The sequence below is a fragment of the Lewinella cohaerens DSM 23179 genome, assembly GCF_000379805.1.
GTDB lineage: Bacteria > Bacteroidota > Bacteroidia > Chitinophagales > Saprospiraceae > Lewinella > Lewinella cohaerens.
In genome coordinates this window covers 1-23365 of record NZ_KB903533.1, presented here as the reverse complement: position 1 = coordinate 23365, position 23365 = coordinate 1, and the positions used below count along the sequence as shown (strand labels likewise).

At 44.0% G+C, this 23365-nt stretch carries 21 protein-coding genes and 2 pseudogenes; 14 read left to right on the top strand and 9 right to left on the bottom strand.

The genetic code is table 11. The features are described from left to right. Positions 1-37: 37 nt before the first annotated feature. From A3EU_RS35210 to A3EU_RS0103865, 11 genes and pseudogenes are all read left to right on the top strand, one after another. Positions 38-1621 (top strand): efflux RND transporter permease subunit, encoded by a 1584-nt coding sequence (locus A3EU_RS35210; RefSeq protein ID WP_211213895.1) that lies wholly within the window; start codon positions 38-40, stop codon positions 1619-1621. Beyond that, on the top strand, positions 1570-4347 hold the full coding sequence (locus tag A3EU_RS35205) for a CusA/CzcA family heavy metal efflux RND transporter (protein ID WP_342670963.1): 2778 nt from the start codon (positions 1570-1572) through the stop codon (positions 4345-4347). The genes A3EU_RS35210 and A3EU_RS35205 overlap by 52 nt, the downstream gene beginning before the upstream one ends. Before the next feature lie 12 nt (positions 4348-4359). After that, the gene (locus A3EU_RS0103905) at positions 4360-5604 is read left to right on the top strand and encodes an efflux RND transporter periplasmic adaptor subunit (RefSeq protein ID WP_156825641.1); all 1245 of its coding nucleotides are present in this window, start codon (positions 4360-4362) and stop codon (positions 5602-5604) included. A gap of 50 nt (positions 5605-5654) precedes the next feature. After that, a pseudogene (locus tag A3EU_RS35200) lies at positions 5655-6450 on the top strand (cation efflux transmembrane domain-containing protein). Between the two features lie 4 nt (positions 6451-6454). Continuing rightward, positions 6455-6868, top strand: coding sequence for a Fur family transcriptional regulator (locus A3EU_RS0103895; RefSeq protein ID WP_020534814.1), 414 nt, complete (start codon positions 6455-6457; stop codon positions 6866-6868). A 59-nt stretch (positions 6869-6927) separates the two neighbouring features. Then, positions 6928-7524, top strand: coding sequence for a methyltransferase family protein (locus A3EU_RS0103890; protein ID WP_020534813.1), 597 nt, complete (start codon positions 6928-6930; stop codon positions 7522-7524). A gap of 15 nt (positions 7525-7539) precedes the next feature. Beyond that, positions 7540-8157: a class I SAM-dependent methyltransferase gene (locus tag A3EU_RS0103885; protein WP_020534812.1), complete on the top strand. Its 618-nt coding sequence runs from the start codon at positions 7540-7542 to the stop codon at positions 8155-8157. 18 nt (positions 8158-8175) lie between these two features. Next, on the top strand, positions 8176-8532 hold the full coding sequence (locus tag A3EU_RS0103880; RefSeq protein ID WP_020534811.1) for a SpoIIAA family protein: 357 nt from the start codon (positions 8176-8178) through the stop codon (positions 8530-8532). After that, positions 8517-9422 carry a cation diffusion facilitator family transporter gene (locus tag A3EU_RS0103875; protein WP_211213893.1) on the top strand — a complete coding sequence of 302 codons (906 nt, stop codon included), beginning with the start codon at positions 8517-8519 and terminating at the stop codon, positions 9420-9422. Before A3EU_RS0103880 ends, A3EU_RS0103875 begins: the two co-directional genes overlap by 16 nt. Positions 9423-9425: 3 nt before the next feature. Next, positions 9426-11474 (top strand): heavy metal translocating P-type ATPase, encoded by a 2049-nt coding sequence (locus A3EU_RS0103870; protein WP_020534809.1) that lies wholly within the window; start codon positions 9426-9428, stop codon positions 11472-11474. A 40-nt stretch (positions 11475-11514) separates the two neighbouring features. After that, a complete protein-coding gene (locus A3EU_RS0103865; protein WP_020534808.1) occupies positions 11515-11889 on the top strand; it encodes a DUF3703 domain-containing protein in 375 nt (124 codons plus the stop codon). Positions 11890-11906: 17 nt separating this feature from the next. Here A3EU_RS0103865 and A3EU_RS0103860 read toward each other — a convergent pair whose 3' ends face one another. The 3 genes from A3EU_RS0103860 to A3EU_RS0103850 all read right to left on the bottom strand — a co-directional run bounded on the left by A3EU_RS0103860 (position 11907) and on the right by A3EU_RS0103850 (position 14788). After that, positions 11907-12212 (bottom strand): MerR family transcriptional regulator, encoded by a 306-nt coding sequence (locus A3EU_RS0103860; protein ID WP_020534807.1) that lies wholly within the window; start codon positions 12210-12212, stop codon positions 11907-11909. Between the two features lie 555 nt (positions 12213-12767). Continuing rightward, positions 12768-13439: a hypothetical protein gene (locus A3EU_RS0103855; RefSeq protein ID WP_020534806.1), complete on the bottom strand. Its 672-nt coding sequence runs from the start codon at positions 13437-13439 to the stop codon at positions 12768-12770. 29 nt (positions 13440-13468) lie between these two features. After that, positions 13469-14788: a tyrosine-type recombinase/integrase gene (locus tag A3EU_RS0103850; protein ID WP_020534805.1), complete on the bottom strand. Its 1320-nt coding sequence runs from the start codon at positions 14786-14788 to the stop codon at positions 13469-13471. 393 nt (positions 14789-15181) lie between these two features. Between A3EU_RS0103850 and A3EU_RS32470 the strand changes: the two genes are divergently transcribed. Together A3EU_RS32470 and A3EU_RS0103840 are read left to right on the top strand one after the other, a co-directional pair. Beyond that, a complete protein-coding gene (locus A3EU_RS32470) occupies positions 15182-17248 on the top strand; it encodes a metallophosphoesterase (protein WP_169433317.1) in 2067 nt (688 codons plus the stop codon). Between the two features lie 25 nt (positions 17249-17273). After that, the gene (locus A3EU_RS0103840) at positions 17274-18377 is read left to right on the top strand and encodes a hypothetical protein (protein ID WP_020534803.1); all 1104 of its coding nucleotides are present in this window, start codon (positions 17274-17276) and stop codon (positions 18375-18377) included. A 6-nt stretch (positions 18378-18383) separates the two neighbouring features. Here A3EU_RS0103840 and A3EU_RS0103835 read toward each other — a convergent pair whose 3' ends face one another. From A3EU_RS0103835 to A3EU_RS0103820, 4 genes are all read right to left on the bottom strand, one after another. Then, positions 18384-19442: a hypothetical protein gene (locus A3EU_RS0103835; RefSeq protein WP_020534802.1), complete on the bottom strand. Its 1059-nt coding sequence runs from the start codon at positions 19440-19442 to the stop codon at positions 18384-18386. Between the two features lie 14 nt (positions 19443-19456). Beyond that, complete coding sequence (locus A3EU_RS0103830) at positions 19457-20401, bottom strand: CsgG/HfaB family protein (protein WP_020534801.1); 945 nt, start codon at positions 20399-20401, stop codon at positions 19457-19459. Further along, the gene (locus A3EU_RS0103825) at positions 20392-21435 is read right to left on the bottom strand and encodes a hypothetical protein (protein ID WP_020534800.1); all 1044 of its coding nucleotides are present in this window, start codon (positions 21433-21435) and stop codon (positions 20392-20394) included. Before A3EU_RS0103825 ends, A3EU_RS0103830 begins: the two co-directional genes overlap by 10 nt. A gap of 138 nt (positions 21436-21573) precedes the next feature. After that, positions 21574-21948, bottom strand: coding sequence for a (deoxy)nucleoside triphosphate pyrophosphohydrolase (locus A3EU_RS0103820; RefSeq protein ID WP_020534799.1), 375 nt, complete (start codon positions 21946-21948; stop codon positions 21574-21576). A gap of 84 nt (positions 21949-22032) precedes the next feature. On the opposite strand from A3EU_RS0103820, the gene A3EU_RS0103815 reads away from it, so the two are divergent. Next, on the top strand, positions 22033-22452 hold the full coding sequence (locus A3EU_RS0103815; RefSeq protein WP_020534798.1) for a hypothetical protein: 420 nt from the start codon (positions 22033-22035) through the stop codon (positions 22450-22452). Between the two features lie 65 nt (positions 22453-22517). Here the strand turns inward: A3EU_RS0103815 and A3EU_RS0103810 are convergent, their stop codons facing one another. Both A3EU_RS0103810 and A3EU_RS34500 read right to left on the bottom strand, forming a co-directional pair. Beyond that, positions 22518-23078, bottom strand: a complete 561-nt coding sequence (locus tag A3EU_RS0103810; RefSeq protein WP_020534797.1) for a hypothetical protein — start codon at positions 23076-23078, stop codon at positions 22518-22520. Positions 23079-23122: 44 nt separating this feature from the next. Next, a pseudogene (locus A3EU_RS34500) lies at positions 23123-23365 on the bottom strand (hypothetical protein); the annotation flags it as partial.

Below are 23365 nucleotides of genomic sequence, written 5' to 3'. Positions count from 1 at the left end.
TTTGCATTTATTGGTTTAACTAAATCTTAATTTCAACATGTTTGATAAAATTATCGCTTATTCTATCGAGAATAAGTTTGTGATAGGGCTATTGGTAGCAGCCCTAATTGTCTGGGGCTTGTTCTCCTTGCGACAGCTACCCATTGATGCTGTGCCGGACATTACCAACAATCAAGTTCAGGTGATTACCATTTCGCCAACCTTGGCTACTCAGGAAGTAGAACAATTCATTACTACCCCTATTGAATTAGCGTTACAGAATATTCAGCAATTAGTTGAAGTTCGCTCCATCTCCCGCTTTGGCTTATCAGTAATAACCGTCGTTTTTGAAGAGGATATGGATGTCTATTTATCCCGCCAACTCGTTAGCGAATATCTTAAAGAAGCAGAAAGTAATATTCCTGAAGGCTTAGGTACGCCAGTAATGGCTCCTATTTCGACGGGCTTGGGGGAAATATATCAGTATGTCGTTCGCCCTGCGGAAGGCTATGAAGATCAATATTCTCTGACGGAATTAAGGAGTATTCAAGACTGGATTGTCAGTCGCCAATTATCTGGAATTGAAGGTGTAGTAGAAGTGAATACGATGGGTGGTTTTTTAAAGCAGTATGAAGTAGCCGTCAGTCCCAATCTGCTAAAATCAATCGGGATCAGTATTACCGATGTCTTTACAGCACTTGAAAATAGCAACGAAAACACGGGAGGAGCTTACATTGAAAAAAATCCCAGCACCTATTATATTCGGACGAAAGGAGTTGCCCAATCGCTGGAAGACATAGGTAACATCGTAGTAGATGTACGCAATGGTAGACCCATTTTAATAAAAGATGTAGCAACCGTACAGTTTGGCAAAGCCCCCCGTTACGGAGCATTAGTCCGTGATGGAGAAGAAGCCGTTGGCGGGCGGGTAATGATGCTCAAAGGGGCAAATTCTGCTGCTGTCACCGAGCGGGTCAAAGAACGAGTAAAACAAATCGAAAAATCTTTGCCAGAAGGAGTCGTCATCGAAGCTTATTTGGACAGAGATAAATTAGTATCCACCGCTATAGGAACAGTTAAAACGAACCTATTGGAAGGAGGGCTAATTGTCATATTTATCCTTGTGTTGATGTTGGGGAATTGGCGAGCAGGATTGATAGTGGCATCAGTCATTCCTTTGGCAATGTTGTTTGCGGTTTCCATGATGAATTGGTTGGGTATCTCTGCCAATTTAATGAGCCTTGGAGCAATTGATTTCGGATTGATTGTAGATGGAGCAGTGATTATTGTTGAAGCAATTGTTCATCGTTTGCAAGTCGGTTTCGCTGGGCAAAAACTTACCCAAGTCCAGATGGATAAAGAGGTACAAACGGCATCTGTGAAAATCAGAAGCTCTGCCGCTTTCGGAGAAATCATCATTCTGATGGTTTATATCCCGATTCTAGCTTTAGTTGGTATTGAAGGAAAAATGTTCAAACCAATGGCAGAAACAGTTATGCTAGCCATTGGTGGAGCCTTGATACTTTCTCTAACTTATGTTCCTATGATGTCGGCTTTGTTTTTGAGTAGAAATATCTCTGATAAAAAACAATCGCCGACCGGATTATTGCCTTTTCCCAAAGTTTATATACACCGGTTCTAAACCTGGCATTACGATTTAAAGCCATTTTTGTGCTGGCTACCGCCGCGCTTTTCGCCATCAGCTTACTCGTTTTCAGTAGAATGGGTGGAGAGTTTATTCCCACCTTAGATGAAGGTGATTTAGCCATGCAGCAAATACTTCCTCCTGGTACTTCACTTTCGCAGAGCATCGAAATGTCTAAGTTGATTCAGAAAAAGTTACTTACTGATTTTCCCGAAATTGAAGATGTAATCGTTAATATCGGTGCCGCAGAAATACCTACTGATCCGATGCCTGTAGAGATTGGCGATTACACCCTGGTAATGAAACCAAAAGGGGAATGGACCAGCGCGAGTAATCGGCAGGATATGTTTGAAAAAATCGAAGCATCATTAAGTGTTTTCCCTGGGGTAGGTTATGAATTTTCGCAACCGATTCAGCTCCGATTCAATGAATTAATGACGGGTTCTAAAGCGGATATAGCCATAAAACTGTACGGAGAAGACCTGACCTTACTGTATAGTAAAGCCAAAGAGGCTGAAAGTTTGATTACTAAGTTGGATGGAGTGGGTACCGTAAATGTGGAGCAAACTATTGGTATGCCGCAGATTGTCATAAACTTCAAATATGATAAGATGGCACAATATGGATTGCAGGTCAAAGAAGTCAATCAAGTAGTCCGCTCTGCCTTTGCCGGTGAAAGTGCCGGTACGATTTACGAAGGAGAAAAACGCTTTGATTTGGTGGTAAGATTAGCCGAAGATTACCGGGAAAGCATCGAGGATGTCCAAGAATTATACATCACTTTAGACAATGGTACACAAGTACCGCTTACCTCGGTGGCCGATGTGGAGCTTATTGATGCCCCTATGCAGATTTCCCGTGAAAATACCAATCGTCGGATTGTTATTGGCGTAAATGTGGGGGATACGGACGTAGAAACCCTGGTGGGGAATATTCAGGAGGAGCTTGATGACAAAGTCGAATTACCCGCAGGTTACTATTTCACTTACGGTGGGCAGTTTGAAAACCTTAAAGCGGCCAACGCCCGTCTAGCCATTGCTGTTCCATTAGCTCTTGCCCTGATCTTTATTCTCTTGTTTTTCACGTTCGGTTCCGTCTCGCAAGCAGCCTTGATCTTTACGGCTATCCCTCTTTCTGCCATTGGTGGTATTTGGGCATTGACCTTGCGTGGTATGCCATTCAGTATTTCGGCCGGGATTGGTTTTATCGCCTTGTTCGGTGTCGCGGTACTAAACGGAATTGTCTTGATTGGCTATTTCAACGAGTTAAAGAAGGAAGGTATGGTTAATATCAGGGAACGCATTCTCAAAGGCACCAGTGTCCGTTTACGGCCTGTATTGATGACTGCTTCGGTGGCTTCTTTAGGGTTTTTACCAATGGCATTATCCAACTCAGGAGGAGCGGAAGTACAACGCCCGTTAGCGACCGTCGTTATCGGAGGGCTGATTACGGCTACCTTTTTGACATTGGTCGTTTTACCGATTCTGTACAGTTGGTTAGCACAATGGCAAGAAAATAGAAACAAACCTTCCTTACCAAAGGGTGGAATGTTGACCATTGTTCCTTTGCTGTTCGTCGCCTTGTCGGCTCAAGCTCAAACGCAGCCATTGACGATGAATGAAGCCGTTGAAATCGCTCTTGCCAACAATCCTTCGGTACGGGCCGCTGAGATGCAATCCCAACAGGCGCAAAGTTTACAGAACCTGCCGTATAGCCTGGGTGCCACTGAAATAAGCTATCAGGGCGACGGCTTGTTTCGAGAAAACGGTCAACAGGTGAATCAAATTGGCATAGTGCAAAACATTCCTCATCCAGCTAAAACGAAAGCTCAAAATCGCTTGCAAGATCAACGCTTTGCTCAAAGCAGCCTACGCAGGCAGTTTACGCAAAAGGAGTTGGAATTTGAAGTTCGACAGACTTACCTTGAACTGCAACAGCGCAAGGAGTTGGGGCAGCTTTACGAACAAATGGTACAGACTTACCAGCGGTATCTCGAAATGGCGCTGGTGAGGGTAGAGGTAGGAGCATCAAATCGAATTGAAAGTTTAACCCTACAATCCACCCTGGATGAGTATAACCTATTGCTGAATCAAACCCGATTACATATCAGCAATCTGGAAAAGCAATTGGCGACCTTACTAAACACCACCGATAGTATCACATCAACCGATAGTTTATCGCTGATAACGATCAATGTATCAGACAGCCCTATGACATTGCAGGTGCAACTGGCACAGCAAAACATTCAGGCTGAACAAGCAAATGTTGATGTACTCAAAGCGCAAATAAAACCTGATTTCAATATTGGGTACGCTACTCAGAATTACTTTGAGGATGGCTGGCTGCATGGCTTACAGGCTGGCGTACAAATCCCGCTTTTCAATCGACAAACCAGACAAAAAATATCCGCCCAGGAATTGCAGGTACGGGTAGCGGAAACTCAATTGGAAGCTGAACGCTTGCGCAGTGAACAGCAATTGCTGGCCGCTAAAAACACTATTCTATTTTACGCGGCGGGAGTAACTTATTACGAAGCGCAATTGAGCACCTTGAATCCTGAATTGGAGCGTATTTCCCAGCTCAACTATGAGGCTGGAGATATCTCCTACCTCGAATTGCTGAATACCCTGAAACTACTGGCAAACAATAACGAAAAGTATTGGGAGCAAGTATTGGCTCACAACCAAGCCGTAGTATTGTATCAGTTTTTGTCTAATCAATAAAATAATAACATCATGAAATATATAAATCAGTCTTTCTTATACGTATGCTCAGTACTAATGATACTGCTGCTTGTCGCTTGCAGTCATGACCACACCGAAGAAGATGGTCACAATCACGATTCCGAAACAGTAGCTCACTCCGAAGAGGACGGACATGGTCACGAAGGGGAAGGGGAAGAAGAACACGAAGAAGGGGAAATTCATCTCAGCAAAGAACAAGTGGAAACGATGAATATTCAGTTTGGAGATTTTTCCAAAATAAAAATCAATGATTACATAAAAGCGACGGGGACTTTAGGGCTTCCGCCAAATGCATTAACATCTGTAAGTGCTAAAGCCAATGGGTTTATTCAGAACAGCAAAAAATACGTAGAAGGAAGTTATGTAAAAAAGGGAGCATTGATGGCGTATCTGGAAAATCCTGATTTCATTCAGCAACAACAAGCCTATCTCGAAGTAGCCGCAGAATTAGTATATGATCGTCAGGAGTTATCTCGCCAACAAACCTTACTGGCAGCTGAGGCTGGTGTTGAAAGGAATGTGCAAAAACTAGCGGCGGAAGTAGCCATGAAGACGGCTACCTCCAAAGGGATTGCCAAGCAACTATCTTATTTGGGTATCAATGTGAACGACCTGACAACAGAAAATATAATACAACGTATTCCGATCTACGCTCCGATGTCTGGCTATATCACTTCCATCAAAATGCACAATGGGATGTACGTTACACCTGACTTGGAATTAATGGAAATCGTTGACGAAAACCATCTGCATTTAGAGCTGGATATATTCGAAAAAGATATTGCAAATATCAAGGAAGAACAACGGATCAGTTATACCGTCCCTGCGTTGGGCAATACGGTTTACGAAGGTGAAGTACATATTATTGGTAAAGAATTTAATACCGAAAACAAGACCGTCCGTATTCATGGGCATTTAGAAAAAGAACGTCCCAAATTTATCAAGGACTTGTTCCTGGAAGCAAAAATTTGGCTGACTGACCAAACCGTAAATGCGTTACCGGAAGGTGCCATCATTAAGGATGGAGCATCCTCCTATATCTACATAACCAACTCTCAGTCAACTGAAGAGGAACTTAAATTTGAGGCAGTCAGGGTAATTGTAGGAACAACCGATAATGGTTTTACCTCTGTGAAATTAATTGATGCTATCCCGGAGGGAATGAATATAGTAACGGAAGGTGCATACTATGTATATGCACAATCGAAGGCAGGAGAGTTGGAGTATGAGCACTAATTATTGTAGGGAGCGGAATGGCATTATTTCGCTCCCAATAAATAAAAAGGATGGAAAAATCTACTTTTAATATACCCAAAATGGATTGTGCTGCCGAAGAAAACCTCATTCGCCTCCAACTCGAAGAGGTGCCCGCAGTTGTCCAATTACAATTCGATTTGAATCAGCGGGAACTCGTTGTTTTGCACGAGGGAAGTATTAGTGTGATCGAACAATTACTTGATGAACTCCGATTAGGAAGTAAACGATTAAAGACCGAAGATGCTGGTGATGTCATTATCGAAGATACACGCCAACAACGATCAGTACTCTGGATTGTCCTGCTGATTAATGCGGCCTTTTTCTTTGTCGAAATGATCTTCGGACTACTCGCCAACTCTATGGGCTTAGTTGCTGATAGCCTGGATATGCTAGCAGATGCGCTTGTGTACGGCATTAGTTTACTGGCCGTAGGCGCAGCCGTTGCTAAGAAAAAGCAAATAGCAAGATTAGCCGGTTATTTTCAGATGACGCTAGCCATTGTGGGGTTCATTGAAGTACTACGCCGATTTTTTTGGTTTTACGGAGGTGCCAGTATTTCAGACGATGATTGTGGTTTCACTATTTGCGCTCCTGGCCAATGGTATCTGCTTGTATTTACTACAAAAATCTAAAAGCCAAGAGGCACATATGCAGGCCAGTATGATCTTTACCTCTAACGATATTATTATCAATACAGGTGTTATTGTTGCAGGCCTATTGGTACACTGGACTCATTCTAACTTGCCAGACTTGCTAATCGGCCTGATCGTATTCTTACTGGTCATGCGTGGTGCCCGTAGTATTCTACAACTTGGAAAATCTTAAGCCAATGAGTGAGTCTGAAAGAATACTAGATCAAAAAGGATTACGCATTACCCCCATGCGGCTTTTGGTTTTGGAGCAGTTATTGGTGCAGGAAACCCCCAGTGGACTAAATGCATTACAGACGGCTTTACCCCGTGCAGATCGTACTACCATTTACCGTACTTTAAAAACCTTCAGCGAAAATGGAATCGTGCATCCCATAGAAAATGGAAATACGGAGGTCAAATATGCTTTATGTAGAGCATTTTGTACAGCAAGTGAGCATTTAGATAAACACCCCCATTTTCATTGTCAAACATGCCAGCGGATTATTTGCTTGGAAGCGCTGGACGTACCAGCGTTGGACTATCCCAACGGTTATCTTGTCCAAGAAGTGAGCATGACGGTGAAAGGTATCTGTGCCCAATGCCAACCCTAACTTTGCAATGGCATTGCACTGGAAAGACTGGTATGTTTGTAGTGTAAAAAACAATAGACATGACTAGTCGCATCTACTTATTCGCATTTCTAGTGCTATACTTCCTGATCGTATTCGTACTGCGATCCTGGCTATTATGGAAAAGGACGGGTATTAACCCCTTCACTTTTGATGACACGGATGATGCGCATGGATATAACGGTCGACTATTCAAATTTATCGTTGCGCTAGAAGTTCTCGTTGTTGCCATTTATGCATTTGGGGGAGAGATGTACGAATATCTGCTACCCTTTTGGTACTTAGAATATTGGCAATTACAGATAGCTGGCTGGATACTACTTGTGATCTCTTTAATCTGGACATTTACCGCACAGTTGCAAATGGCTGATGCTTGGCGTATTGGTATTGATACTAAAAATGATACGGAGCTGGTTGCAACCGGCCTGTTTTCCAAGTCAAGAAATCCATTTTTTTCAGGGATCATCTTGGCTGATATAGGCTTGTTTTTGGTAGCACCCAATGCTTTTACGTTACTGATAAGTGTATTGTCCATTGTCGTCATTCAAACGCAGGTTCGACTCGAAGAAGCGTATTTGACGACCGCACACGGAGACTCCTACCTGAGTTACAAACAAAAGGTGGCCCGTTGGTTATAATTAACTAAAGCTTTTATGGATATTGAATATTACGATAGGTTTTCCAAGGTTTACGACATTTTATCACCTAAGTGCTACTACCACTCAGCGAGAGCATTTGCGGTAAAACAGCTCAGCCTTCAGGACGGACAAACCATCCTAAATTTACCTTGTGGAACGGGACAGAATTTTGAATACTTCCAAGAGTACTTGCACGGCTCCGGCCAGATTATCGGTATTGATCTTTCAACTGGAATGCTGCAAAAAGCTAAAAAGAAGGTGGCTAAAAACGGTTGGGAGAACATAAGCCTTTATCAAGCGGATGCAAGAAAGATTGACCAAAGTTGGTTAATGGCCTCCAACCACGGGCAAACTGATCTGAATGCTATATTATGTGACCTGGGCCTATCTGGGTTTCCGCAATGGCGTCAGATAATTGATAATATGTTGGAGCTGCTAAAACCAGGCGGAACTTTTGTAATAATGGACTGGTATATACCCCAGCCGACACTAAGGGCTAGTGTAGTCAAATGGATTGGAAAGGGGGAAGTAGACCGGCCACTTTACCAATATTTAGCAACTAGCGTTGCTGATTTTGAGGTAAACACTTCATTTAACCGAGGTGGTGTTTTTGTAGCTACTGGAATTAAGTAATTATAAATTTTCTCAATAATGATTAAAATACAACAGAACCCGAACTCTAACATTCTCTATACTATCGCTATTAAGAAATTGAACCAAGCGGACTATGAGAGGCTTCTGCCCAAAGTTGAAAATCTTATCCAACAATACGGCAAAGTTCGCTGGTACTTTGAAATGGAAGATTTTGATGGATGGACTTTGGAAGCGCTCTGGTCTGATATAAAATTCGATTTCAAACACCGTAATGATTTTGAGAAAATTGTGACGGTAGGCCGTAAAGATTGGATGGATTGGATGACCCAATTGATGAAACCGTTTACAAATGCTGAAATTCGATTCTTTGAACTGGAAGAACAAGCAGCAGCAAGGGAATGGATAAAAGAATAATTAACATGGGACACTCTCACAATGCAGGAAATACAAAAAACGTAGCCACTGCATTTTTCCTCAATCTTGGTTTCACCATCATTGAACTTATCGGAGGCATTCTAACTAATAGTATAGCAATACAATCGGATGCATTGCACGATGCTGGCGATACCATTTCGCTAGGATTTGCTTGGTATTTTCAACGTCTTTCCGATAAAGGCAGAGATAAGAAATTTACTTATGGCTATAAACGCTTCAATACCCTTGGTGCAATCATAACAGGTGTAGTATTGGCCGCAGGTTCGGTATATATTCTAACCGAAGCCGTACCTCGTTTATTTAATCCTGAAGAAACTAACGTTCAGGGCATGATTTGGTTAGCGGTACTCGGTGTACTAGTCAACGGATTCGCTGCTTTTCGTTTGAAAAAAGGCGGTGATAGTCTGAATGAACAAGTAATGACTTGGCACTTGCTAGAAGATGTTTTGGGTTGGGTAGCGGTGTTGGTTGGCAGTGTTGTCATGTACTTTTACGATGCACCTTGGATAGATCCTGCTTTGTCAATTGGAATTACCCTCTACGTTTTGATAAACGTGGTCAAAAAATTATGGATGGCAGGTAAAATTATTCTACAAGCTACCCCTGATGGTATAGACCCTCTTGCCATTAAAAACAAATTGGAAAGCATAGAGGAAGTCCAAAAAGCCCATCATATTCATCTATGGACGCTGGATGGGGAATATAACTTACTCTCCGCTCACATTCAAACTGATAAAAACCGGACTATATCAGAGTTAGAACCGATAAAAGAAATTATATACTCCGCGCTGCAAGAACAGTTCCATGTAGATCATATCACTTTGGAATTTGAACCGTTGGATAAAATTCAACTAAATGACAAAATTTAAAAAATGAACAAGCACATAACTCACCCCCATCCACCAGTATACGACGAAAGCGGCAATCTGATCTGTTGCACACAAGAGGAAAAAATAGATGCCCACACCCCGCCACAGATCGCACCTCGCGAGGAGACGCACCAGGAAGGAGATGGTCACGATCATTCTCATGGTCACAGTCACGAAGGCGGCTTAGGGTGGAAAGCGTATGCCCCGGCTTTGATCAGCTTAGTTTTACTGCTTTCGGGGCTGGCAATGGAACACTTATTATCCCTCGAATTTTTCACGGGATGGATAAAGATTGTTTGGTATACTTTTGCTTATATCCCAGTTGGTTTTCCCGTTATTAAAGAAGCCTGGGAAGCACTGCGGAAAGGCGAAGTATTTACCGAATTTTTCCTGATGTCTATTGCTACTATCGGAGCATTTGCGATTGGCGAATATCCGGAGGGTGTAGCGGTGATGCTATTCTATGCCGTCGGAGAATTATTTCAAACCGCTGCGGTCAAAAGAGCCAAAAATAATATCAAAGCTCTACTGGATGTGCGGCCCAACATCGCTAGCGTTCTTCGTAACGGAAATTACGAAACAGTTGATCCAGAAACCGTTCAAATTGGCGAGACAATACAAGTAAAAGTAGGTGAAAAAATCCCTTTAGATGGCGTATTGCTTTCTGAAAAAGCGGTCTTAAACACTGCTGCGCTAACCGGAGAAAGTAAACCGCAGAATGTATTGCGAAGCGAAAAACTAATGGCGGGTTCGATTAATTTGGATGGAGTGGTAGAATTGAAGGTGGAGAAACTCTTCAATGACAGTTCCATTGCTCGTATTCTCGATTTGGTACAGAACGCAACCGCGCGCAAGTCTAAAACGGAATTGCTGATCAGGCGTTTGGCAAAAATTTATACTCCAATCGTGGTTTATTTGGCAATTGCTATCTGTTTTCTGCCCTATTTCTTTGTTGCTGACTACGTGTTTACGGATTGGTTATACCGAGCCTTGATTTTCTTGGTGATCTCTTGCCCGTGCGCTTTGGTGATCTCTATACCGTTGGGTTATTTCGGTGGATTAGGAGCAGCCTCTAGAAACGGGTTGCTTTTCAAAGGTGCTACCTATCTAGACCAGTTGACTAAAGTCAACACGCTGGTGATGGACAAAACCGGAACGGTCACCAAGGGAGTTTTCAAAATCAAAGATATTGTGGTCGATGGTCAGTTTGATGAAGGCCAATTTATGAACCTTCTCATGGCGATAGAAGCCAAATCCACCCACCCTATTGCCAAGGCCATCATGGAATATAGCAGTGATAACTCTCTTGCGGAGGCTACTAACATTAGGGAGATTGCTGGGAAAGGTTTAACGGGAGAAGTAGCTGGGAAAGCCATGGCCGTGGGTAACAAAAAGCTGATGGAGCAATTTGATATTGCCATACCTGCTAAGGCCGACAATATTGTAGAAAGCATTGTGCTGGTCGGTATTGACGGATCGTTTGCGGGTTATGTAACCATTGCAGATGAGCTTAAAGAAGATGCCAAAACTACCATCCAAGAGCTACGCAAGACAGGTATTCAACACCTGATTATGCTCTCAGGCGATAAAGATTCTATCACCCAAAAAGTAGCTACAGAATTAGGCATTAAAAGTGCGAAAGGCGGTTTACTCCCCGAAGACAAACTGAATGAGGTCGAAAATATAAAACAAGACCCTAGTAGGGTCGTGGCTTTTGTCGGCGATGGAATCAACGATGCTCCAGTATTAGCGGCAAGCGATGTCGGCATTGCGATGGGTGGTTTGGGAAGCGATGTTGCCATTGAAACTGCCGATGTGATTATTCAAACGGATCAACCCTCAAAAATAGTTACTGGTATTAAAATCGGGAAGTCTACCCAGCGTATCATCTGGCAAAATATTATATTAGCTTTCGGAGTCAAAATTATCGTGCTTATTCTCGGAGCTGGTGGTTTGGCTACTATGTGGGAAGCAGTGTTTGCGGATGTAGGAGTAGCTTTACTAGCTATATTGAATGCAGTAAGATTGCAGCGGATGAAATGGAACCATTAATCTCATTTTACCTCATTATTATTTTCTAAAAGTTACTGAAATGAAATTCTACTGGAAAATGCCTGACGGGCTTCGGCCGCATTACGAAAAAGAACTCGTCAGTTATGGTAACGCTTTTGAGCAAAGCGATTTACAACTAGCATGGCGACACCTAGAAAGGGCACACATACTAGGACAGCCTTGGGCAGTGGAGCACTCAGAAGTACACTGGAAGATGCTAAGGTTTGGCTTTGCTATTAAAAGTTGGAAGGAGATTAGAGGACAGATACTTCGATTAGTATTCGGCGGGGTTAAATCTTTTGTAGGCAAAATTCCTACGGGTAATACCGGAGGAGCTGATGTACCGCCGTTGCAAGTGATGGAAATACCGCCCGATTTGCGCGAGATGTTAGTGCCTTTTTCACCGAACCTATAGCAATAAAAGTAAGACGATTATCTTCGGGATCGTTTGCTAATCCGCTGTTGATTGCGGAAAGCAAGTAACTCGGCTCTTATGTAGCGTTTTTCCTTCATGTGATGAAATACGGTGAAGTGTCCTTCACGTACTAAGTGAAGTAGTACTTTTGAGCAAACACCAAGAAGCCTACATGCAGTGCCAGTGCTTACTAAGTCATCTTCCCCGATGACGCGCTGAACCTCTTCGTTCATAGTATCAAATTCTTCCTTAATCATACCACGAAGAAGCTCTTTAAGCTCATGAGGTGTTACCGAGTGCAGGATAATATTATTGTTTTCCATCGCTATTTGTTTTAGTAAATCAAGTAATTGATCGCAATCTAATAGACTCAAACCACAATCACAAATCACTCAAAAACAGCGAATTAAACCTTGCTTGACACCAAATGACACCATCTGAAATCATTTAAATAAAAGCAGAAAACCAAGTGAAATCAAATGGAATAATCTGGGAAAATCCGTTGACTATCATTTTTCAGAAACTTTAACACTTTTTAACATTTTAGAAGCTCAACCTTCTGGAAATCTGCGATAAAATGCGAAAGCCCCTCCAAAACGGAGAGGCTTCCAATTACATATCCAAGTTCAATTCTTCTCCTAGTAAAAGATGTCTCAGTAGCCGCACCATCATAAATCGCTTATGATTCTCAGCTACTGATTTGAGGACAGTCTGATGAGGTTGTTTCCCGTCTGCTTCTCGTTTTCGATTCTTCTCAACGGAGGCATCATACCGTTCCCGAAACCGTTTCTCTAAACGGTCAAGATTATGACCGAGAAACGGGTCTTCACTATCTAATAAAACACCGTAAAAGGTGGCACTTTTCCGCCCTTCCCCATCTATGGAAAAGGGCGGTTCTCCTTTCCCCGCAAGTGCTCGTTTAATTCTTTGAGTAAATCTATAGCGGGATTATCATTAGGCTCAGGGTCCAGGTCAATCACTTCCTTTGGCTTTTCTTCAGCTGGTGGTAATGCTTGAGGCAATGTCCCTCCTTCTAACTCAGCGATGAAATGCTTTAGTTCTGCTTTGGCAACGTAGAAATCTTTAACCTCCTGCCATCGCTCTTTATTAGAGAATAACTCCATTTGAGTCGCCAGAATAGTTTCTCGTAAGATCATAATTTCAATCACCCAGCCGATAAGCATCAGCGTAGAAACCGAGACTATCCAGCTATAACCATAAGGAAGCAGTACCAGCACCGCTTCAATTAGGGAAAGCACCAGCAAAGCAGATGCCGCAATTATCCCAAAAGAGAGCTTGTTTTGTATCTGTGCCGGATTAAGCTGAAAGAAGAACACCAACGTTCCCCTACCCGCTTGTATCGCCAATGGCACCAAAAATGCCGCTATCATAAACCCAATATTGGGCGCATTCTGCGCGTGGAAGATGCCCATGATGATGGCCGAGATTAAGTAAGTGGCGATCAACAGACTGAAACTAAGCTTGGGAAGGATAGCGCGTAATCGCTTTATCGACTTCCCGAAATCGTTATTTATAAGTGTGTTTTGCATGATTTTTTCTTTTCAAGAGCAATGAATAATTAAGCACCTACTACCTTCAGCACAGAAGCCGATCCAGGATGCTTTCCCCGCTGTTCCATGATGTTTAATGCTATTTCTTCCGCATTCATCTCCGCATCAATACCGATGTATTCCCTGAGTTGAGTCTCCGTACTGTGACCAGTCATTGGCATGATCTGAGATAATCGGTAGCCTTCTCTATAAAGGTTGGTAGCGAAGCTTCTCCGACAGCAATGAGAAGATACCAGGAGGTACTTCTTTACATAAGATTTCTCCACTCGTGCTTTGCGTCCCATATACTGTTCCACTTTCAGTATCTCAGCATCAAAGCCAGCCCGTCGGCATAGCTCTTTCATACCTTCATTAAACTTCTGCATCGACATTTCGGGTGTGGTATATTCATTCCGCTCCAATACCGGGATTAACCACGGGAAGATATTCAGTGGAACCTTGGTAGGCGTATTGGTCTTATTAGAGATCAAGGAAAGAAGCGGAATACCCGATAACGTCCGATAGAAGTTATTGGGCGTAAAGCGCGAAAAATCACCAAACCGCTGACCAGTCCCCGCACCTATCAGGCACATATCACGAATCTTGGCTAAATGCCCCGTCAATTCCATATCCGCCAAAGTCTGTAGTTCCGTCGTGGTTAGGATAACCATTTCGCCTTTGGCTCTTTTGGGAGTAACCGTCCACCCTACCCCCTGGTAATTGATATTGGTATGGAGTCGCTTCCTTCGAGCACGTTCCATGAACTGCCGGAAGGTTTTCAGGGTCTTATTACCATAAGCCAACTGGACGCCTTTTTCCGTCAACCAGTCAATCATCTCTATTCGGAGGTTCCAGTCTACATCTTCATAAGAGAAGCCCTTTCCGCCATTATACTGCGCCGCAAAAGCTTTGATGTTATTGATGTTCTGGCGAAACATCTTGAGCGTGTTCTTTTTCATTCCGCCAGCCTTCATATCTTCTAGCTCCTCGTCGAGGAAGTCGATAAAAGAAGAGCTGGCATCACGCTCGGTCGGGTCGACCTTTCTAGTCTTGATGTCTAGCTGCTTTTTAAAATCAGCAACGGAGATAGCACCGTAATCATGTTCAATGAAAATGCTGGTGCAGTAACGAGCCAGATCATCAAGGAAACGTTGAATAGCAAACAAGTCCTTGCGTCGTTCCCGGTTAATCGGTCGCTGCGTTTTAGCGTCCCAATCTTTGGGGTGAACAGAAAAGCCCGTTGAGTACACCATGCGTTTCCCCCGATAGCGGTAAACCAGCGAAATAAGTGTCTCAGCATCTCCTTTTGGCAAGCGGAGATTAAACTTTGGAATAGGTAACTTTGCCATAGTTCTTAGTTGTGGTTACGAAAATAGTTTCCGCTTTCCACGTCTACAGCGTTGTCGGAATAGTTGTCGGGAGTGTTCCCGCATCTTCCGATTCAAGACAAAATTTCTTTTCGATAATATTTAAAAACCCTTGTTCTTACTGGGTTTTACCCGAATACGCAGGAAAACTGATACGTTTGGAGTTTCCTGCTGGGATCACTACAAAAGCCACAATCCACTATTAACCCGTGGCTTGTGGCTTTTTCGCTTAGCTAGTTAACGGTGGGGTTGAGGTATTTAGTTTCCCTCTTGCCTCTGATCTGTATGCTAATTTTCGTCTTCCTGGCCCCTTCAAGTATAAAACCAATAACCCACTATTCCTTATCTTCCCGCCTGAACCTACACTCCTACACCATGCATCCCTACAAATCTCTTTGCCAACAGCGGGCTATTCGCTTCAGGTGCTGCCATTCATTGCTGCTGTTAGGCCTCTTTGCCGTTCTGTACTTTCCTCTTCAGGCACAACAGGCAGACTACTTTGATGGGCCCTATATTTTTCAGCAAACAGATAGTTTACAGTTAAAATGGATTGAGCGTGGAGTCCCTTACGATACGACTATCGCGCACGCCGACGCTACCGTTTTCCAGCGAGACAGTCTTCCTCTCGTGAATTTGCAGCGGCTTTCCTTTCCTACGGCAAAGGCGAGTACTTATACGGGAATCGACCGTATTATTGCGATCAGTGATGTACATGGCCAGTACCAGCTAATGCGAGAACTACTACTGAGTAGCGGAGTTATCGACACGACCAATAATTGGGCCTTGGGTGATGGGCACCTTGTCGTCATTGGAGACAATTTTGACCGGGGCGACGAAGTATTACCCATTCTATGGTTACTTTTCGAGTTGGAGCAGCAGGCCCTCGCCAATGGTGGACATTTGCACCTCCTGCTAGGTAACCATGAGCTGATGGTTTTACACGGCGATATTCGTTATTTACACAAAAAATATAACTATACGGCCGGAGCGCTACAAACACCTTATCCCGAACTCTTTGCCCGTGGGAGTATTCTTGGCGACTGGATAGCACAACACCAGGTAGCCGTCTCCATCAATGAGCACCTCTTCGTGCACGCTGGTATTTCGCCTGAAGTATTGAAATTAGACCTATCCCTCGAAGCTCTCAACACCACTTTTCGCGAACGTATCCTGCGCCAGCCTTATGACGCTATCGCTGCCGACCCTACGTTGGATTTACTCTACGGAGGGGAAGGACCACTTTGGTACCGGGGCTATTTTGGTAATGAGGCCATCTCAAAAGGTAAATTTAAGAAGCAACTCAAAGCCTACGACCAAGAAAAAATAATCGTAGGGCATACCAGTCAGGAAGACATCCACCCTTTATACGGCGGCAAACTCATCGTTATAGACTGTAGTATAAAACTGGGCGTGCGAGGCCAAGTACTATTAATCGAAAATGATGCAGTTTACATCATTGATCAAGATGGTGAGCAACTACCTATTGTAATGAAAAAACATGCGCCTACGACCAGTATTCAGGAAGTACTAATGGCGAGTAGCTCACGGCCCCAACTCACTATTGAAACTGACTTCCAGCAACTGCTTAAAGGTAAGATGGAAGAAGAATACCAGCCTGCCGAAATTTCTCTTCGTACCGCCGACTTTGCCCATACACTCCACGGGCGCATACGTACGCGTGGGAATATGCGCAAACAAGCTTGCGAGCTCCCTCCTCTCCTGATTGATTTGCGTAAATCTGATCTTGATTCACTCGAATATATTCGCCACGACAAACTTAAGCTCGTCATTCCGTGCCAGGAAAACAGCTCCTATCAAACCAATCTGTACAAGGAATTTTTGATCTACGACCTTTATCAATTGATCAATGATCATGGGATACAAACGCAGTTGGTAGATATCGAAATTATCGACGCTAAGGGTCAACGCCAATTAACAGGCTTTCTTATTGAAACCGAACGCGACTATGAACACCGAACAGGCGCACAAGTTCTCCAGACGGGCCGGGTTACCTCCTCCGTACTCGATCGCGAATATTTTGTACGGATGCAGTTTTTCCAGTACATGATTGCCAATTGCGACTGGGCCCTTACGGGCAAACACAACCTTGAACTTGTCAAGTTTCCAGACAAGGAACGAGCGGAAGTCATTGCTTATGACTTCGACTATTCTGGCTTCGTGGGTAACGGTTATGCCGTTCCGGCCCCTTCACTGCCCATAAAAAGTGTACATGAACGCTATTTCTTCTCCTACCCCACTACCGATGAAGAAATAGATCAAACTATTTCCTATTTTCTGAAACAGGAAACCGAAATTTACGCCACCTGTGCTGCCGCCGATTACCTCAGCGTTAAGGACCGAGAGAAGTGTCAGGACTACCTGCGTTCTTTCTTTGATCTGCTCCGTAATCCTAAGAAGTTTAAACGGAGGATTGGGAGGTAAGGGGGTTAGACTAAATCTACTCAACATGAAAAAGACAATCATTGCTACCCTCTTGTCTTGCTTCACTGTATTAGGCATCACCCAGCAGGCTATCGAAATAACGGATCAGACCCTGAAAATCAATGGTGAAGAGTACCTCTACTTTGGGTTTACTGCCGGAGATGAGGTTATTTTTTCTATGGAGGAAGTCAATGGCAAGGAGCTGAAAGAGGTAGAAGTTCTTCGCTATCCCGACCAGGTAGTTTATGCCAATCTTCAGGTGGGTTCGCTGGAAAAGCGACTTCGCATTACGGAAGAAGGCGTCTACCAATTCCGGCTAAAACACAGCGGCTTAGGGAGCCGTATTTGTCGTGTTTCGATAGGTAGAATCCCAGCAGCGGGCAAGGCCAGTTTCAACACCGCTGTAGCGTGGGTCGAACAATCAGCTACCGAAGCGGCCATCATTGGCTACGAGACCAAACAGGTCGCATGTAGTCGCCGAGTTGTAGCTGCCATCGACACCACCATTGAGACCATCCTCAACAGAACGGAGCGGGTACATTCCTCTACCAACCTGAATGGCAATACAACCAGCATTGGCTTTTCGATTCCAGAAATGGTCTACGAGCCCAATATCCATGTACCCGACAAGATCACCGAAACCGTCTCCTGGGCCTACGCCATCTCTACGGGAACTTCTGGTGACGCCTGGTACAAAAGCGCCAACACCAAGGCTGCTGCCACTAATGTGACCAAAACCATGATTTCCACAGGGCTCCTATCCACGGGTTATGGTGCGCTTGCCATTTTGGCCATCGAGGGGGTCAGCATGTTTTCGTCTCCGCCAGCGGCGGGCGACAATGTACTCTTTGGGATCACCCATGCCGCCGACGGCAATGCGCCCACTATCGCCGAGGGGAATAGCGTAGCTGCCTTTGGCAAGGTGACTCAACACCGAGGTGGCAACTACACCTTACAACTCACCAACGACAATATCATCGAAGCCATCAACGTGGATGTGAAGGTCATCGCCGTTATCGTCACCACCACCTATCAGGATGAGGAATACGAGGAGACACAGTTTATTCCTATCAAGGAACAGCCGGCGGTGAAACCGGAGAAGGTTTTGGTGCCGGTGATTGGGGGGTGAGAAGGATCAGTAACCCACAATTATATCATTCATTTCTACTAGAAAATCGCCAACACCATCAGCAGTTATTGCTAACTGAAACTTATTAATAACATCGATTTGTTCGTTAGGCTGGAAAGTCACCACAACTTCAATAGGCGTATCAGGTTGTAGCTCCTTGGTAGCCCAATTTCCATTACTAATAATATCACCAAGATGAACAGTACTTGATGCGAATTCTGATCCACCATCCTGACTAACAATTTTACCGTAATTATACAAAGTCGTCACTTTAGTAACCTTACCATCACTATAAAGTCGCAGATGAATCTCCAGGTAACTACCACTCTTAACACATTTCATTAGCTCAAAATTGAGATGAAGGCGCTTGAAGACGTGTGTTGCATTTCCGCTCCCTCCCTGATTACCGGAGGAAAGCCCACCATTACCGCCAAGAGCTTTCGTCTGTGGGTTGGGCAGTACACTACCATCTAATGCCGCCAGCCCCGATGTATTCGTGACTCTACCATCTACCGCTGCTAATGAACGCTGTTTCTTCTTGCTGATAACGGTAATAGTTAATGTGTATCGATCTTGAAAAGCAACAATTTTTCCCTGCACGATAGCATCTACTCCTTTGTAACGCGGGTTGCGACTACGATTGAGAAAGCCTTCTAGCAAGTCTACCCCTACATCTACGCCTACATCTACTGCGTTGTCTTTAATGGTGGTATTATCGTCGTAGCTATTCGTGCGCGGAATTTGATCTGCGGCATCACCTAAATCTATATTTCGTCGACGAGGAGCCTCTAGTGACGTAGGTCTTTGGATCACCTCAAACACCGCTGGTGCATTGATCAATTCTGTCCTAACTTTATTGGATAGGTAAACGCCTAATTCAGTTGTAGTTCCATCATTATTGACAAAATTGTCCACAATTAGGGTGCCTTTAAACTGTTTACCATTAAGAATAGTTACAAGCCGATCTGTAAGAACTCTCACTTCGTCTTTAGTAATATCTAAAGACTGTGCTTGCAGTTGGCCCAGCATCAACAAAGTGAATAGAAAGGTTAAAGGGGTTTTCATACGTAAAATGTTTATTATTGAATGGATAATTGGTGTAATTCGATATTAAAAATACCTCGGTCTTGGGCGTGACAGTTAATCAACATCCTTGCTATTTGTGTATGTTTCACCGAAGTGCTAATTGCTAAAACCATCGAAACAGTTTCACCACTCCTAATAATAGCTGACACGCGCTGTCGACCGTTATTTTCATCTAAATCGATATTCTGAGGACCCTGTGCAGCTCCCATGCCCTGGAAAAAAACTTCAGTACGCTGACCGTAAATAGAAAGGCTGGTGGTTGCTCCCTCATTAGTTATCTCAAAATCACATAACACTTGATTTGTATTTGCATCAAAACGACAACCGTTACTTAGGATCTTAAACTGCTGGATATTTAAAGCTGATGGTCTTCCCTGTGGCGTTTTTACCGCTGAGTCAGCGCTGGCATCCCCGCTCGGCACTATGCCTTCTGCCCCATCTACCAAGTCCCTTAGTGAAGGAATAAAGGTCACACTTTGTCGGCCAGCTACAAGAGCATTAGTGGTTGCGACCTCTATGCCTTGCACCGTTACGGAAAGGTAATCGGTTGCTGTACGTACGAGCGCACCAATCACCATTTCTGTTCCATTCAATCGGCCTAAGCGTGGCAAGTTGGTGGGGTCCATCAGACCGTCTGCATCCAGTTTGGCTTCGGCTAGAAGGACGTCAAGTCTACTGCGATTAATGACAATAAATTTACGGTTGGGGTTCATGACCAAGGCGGTAGCAAGCTCATCACTTAGGTAACGATGCAGGCTGTTGCTTTTGTACTGATGGTCAGTAAACGCCGCAACAGCCACTGTATTCACTTCCGGGTGCCTGTTAATTTGCTCTACCAAACTAGCTGCTAAGGCATCTATCTGCATTTGTACCTGTTCCTGAGCAGCCAGGCTCCCTCCGGAAATCCACAATAAAAAAACTATTATCCTTATCGACATGAACTGAAGTTTAATTCCAAATTAGGGTATTCGTCTCGAACCTTGCGGTCTAAATCTTCCATTACCCGGCTAATCGTCAGCCCTGCTCCTCGCTTTTCAAAAGCCGCCTGACCTACCTCACCAGTTTTAAGATTGAAAAGCCACACTTTAATATCTCCGATAACAGTAATAGTCTTTTCTCCAGCCAAACTTCCTTCTCGTACCCTTACTGCCTGGTCGAGTATACATACACAATTGGTATATTTGGCAGCAGCCACTTCCTGAAACAATTCCGTATCCAAAGCGCGGATTCTGTTCTTAAACTGACTCCAAAAGGTGGGTTTTAGCATTCCATTACTTGCACCAATACCTTGTTCTGTACTGTACCGCTTTAAGCCTTGCGACAAATCCAGGTAGCTTTTATCACCAACCGAGAGTACTGCCAAAGGAACAAAGGAACTGCTTGTGAAGTAAACGGGCTGAGCTGTAGCAGGTTGAGCAGGCACACTAGTATTTCTCTGCCTGGTCTTTTGAGGCGCAGTAATAGGAGAAGAGGTAGGCTTCACCACTGCTTCACCTATCGATAACAACTGATCGACTTTCGCTCGAAACTCCGTGATAAGAGTACGTTTTTCCTGGCTTTTCTCCCGCTCCGTTATCGTCGGGTCTTCGCAAACAATTTGCAAGAGCGCACAAGTAATGTTACGATAAAGATTCGTATTCTGAACGATTTCGGGATTACTATTAATGAGTTTCCAATAAACATTTTCTGAACTGATTTGGCCTTGTTTATAGCCACCATCAAGGTTGATTTCACCGGCTACTAGTTTCTTTATTATACTAGCATCAATCGTAATACCTCCGTTGACCTGCCCTTCCGATGACAAGGTCGTCGAACTATTAGAGCCTTGCTCAGAAGCACTCAAGGGCAAAGGACAAGCAGCGCATGGATTACTAGTGGTATCCGCTTGTGTATTATCACCTTGGCAGGTCGTAAACAACATTAATACAGCAAATAGCCAGCTGAGTACAAAGGAAGAGAGACGGATAGACATTCAGGGTGTTTTTTTGAAGTTGAAATGAGATGGAACGAAACAAGCCCTAAATCTAAATCATGATTTTCCAGCTTGCTTACATTTTAATTTCGCATTTAACTAAAGATACAAACAAGATTGTAATTATAGGTATTCCACTTAACAGAAATACTCCCACAACCTCACATCCGCCGGCGACAACTTCCATTCCAGCAACTCCCCCAGTGGCACCCACTCGTAAGCATCATGATCCGTGAGGGTAAAGTTGCTGCTTTTCAGCGTACAGACATAGGCGATCAATTCAATAGAAAAGTCAGGGTAATCATAGCGCGAGGTGCCAAAGTAACGATCTATCTGCACCTCCATCGCTAATTCTTCGTAGAGCTCTCGCTGCAGCGCAGCTTCCGGATGCTCATCAACCTCCACTTTGCCGCCAGGGAATTCCCAGTAACCACCCAGCGATTTTTCCGGCTTTCTCCGACAAAGGAAAATCTTGTCATCTTTGTATATAATTCCGCAAACTACTTTGATCATCGTCTTGATAATTGATCCGCTAACATTATTTTGCCCTATACTCAGCAATAAGTGATATATCACTTGCCTCTAAAGCCCTTGACCATGCCTAAGTTAATAATGCTTCCCCTTATTTTCACCCTTTCTTCGGTGTTCCTCTCTGCCCAGCTTCCTATTCCGCCTGATACGCTCGTTTCCGTTTTCCATCACAACTACCTCGTTGAGCGACACGCAGAATTACAGCAATTCGCCGATGAACTCATGCTTTATTCACTTAAAGAAGGTATTTCCGAGGAAACCCGCAGAGCGGTAGCCATGTATCGAACCGACGTATACGCATTAGAGGTGTGGAAATCAGAAGATGTGGTAAGCACAAAAAACACCCTGGATTACCTTTTAAACCAAGGTACGCTGCTACGAAATAAGCTCGTGAAAAACAAAATATCCAACCTAGACTGGCCCTTAATAACAGGAGCCGTTGTACTACTTATGATCGGATTCTTATTGGGAAGATACAGCAGATAGGTCAAAGCAAAAAGTTCAACATCCTTGTCTAGCGAGGAACAAACAGAGGTAGGCCCAAGGCTCAACTACCCTTCCAATTTCTCCAACCCAATCTCCGCTATCCTTAAATTCACATAAGTAGTAATGTCCTCGGTTTCCTCTTTTAGCTTTCGCTTAATCTTGAGCGAGATCAATCCGTCTTGAGCAGCAGGAAACCTCGACAACACCCGTAGGCTCTTGACCTTGATCTCTAGTCGAGATTTAAAAAGCGTACGTACATAGGTCAGCTTAGATAAGTCGGAGTAGGCAATTTCCAGTTGTTTAGGCCCCGATTTCAGCGCGCCAAATAAACTATCCTTGATCTCAAACTCCAATTCCAGATGGTCACGCTCAATGTGTAGCATACCGCTCACTTCGGCGAAACCATGGTAGGCGCCATCTGTTTTGAAAGGTAATGTCTTCTCGAAAGGTTGCATCATAATTGGATCGGCTCTGTATTCATCCCTGGAACGTATCCCAAAGATAGGAAAACTCCAACAGCTATTGCCGCCTGCCGTGAAACGTTTTGTCAGGTCAGCGCGCAGGCCAACAGGCCGAAGCTCGGGGCGCGGAGCGACCAAGGACGAAGGTGCTATGTTAAAAACCAAGCTCGAAGCGAAGTTTTTCGTAAGTTTATGTGTAAGAAAGCCGTTTAGCTTGCTAAACGAGCTACTGTAGGCGAGCCATTGTGTTCGCCTACCTCATTTTGGGTACTTTGATGATGCACATTGACATCATACATCTGCCCCGATTGATGAATAGCGAAAACTACCAAGAGTAGTTTGCGCTGTACAGCCATTAGGGCTTTATTTGCATTCTTATGCTTAGCGAAATGACGTTGATAAGCTTCACGGAAAACACCTGCCTGTCTAATCGCACCTAGTGCAGGCATGTA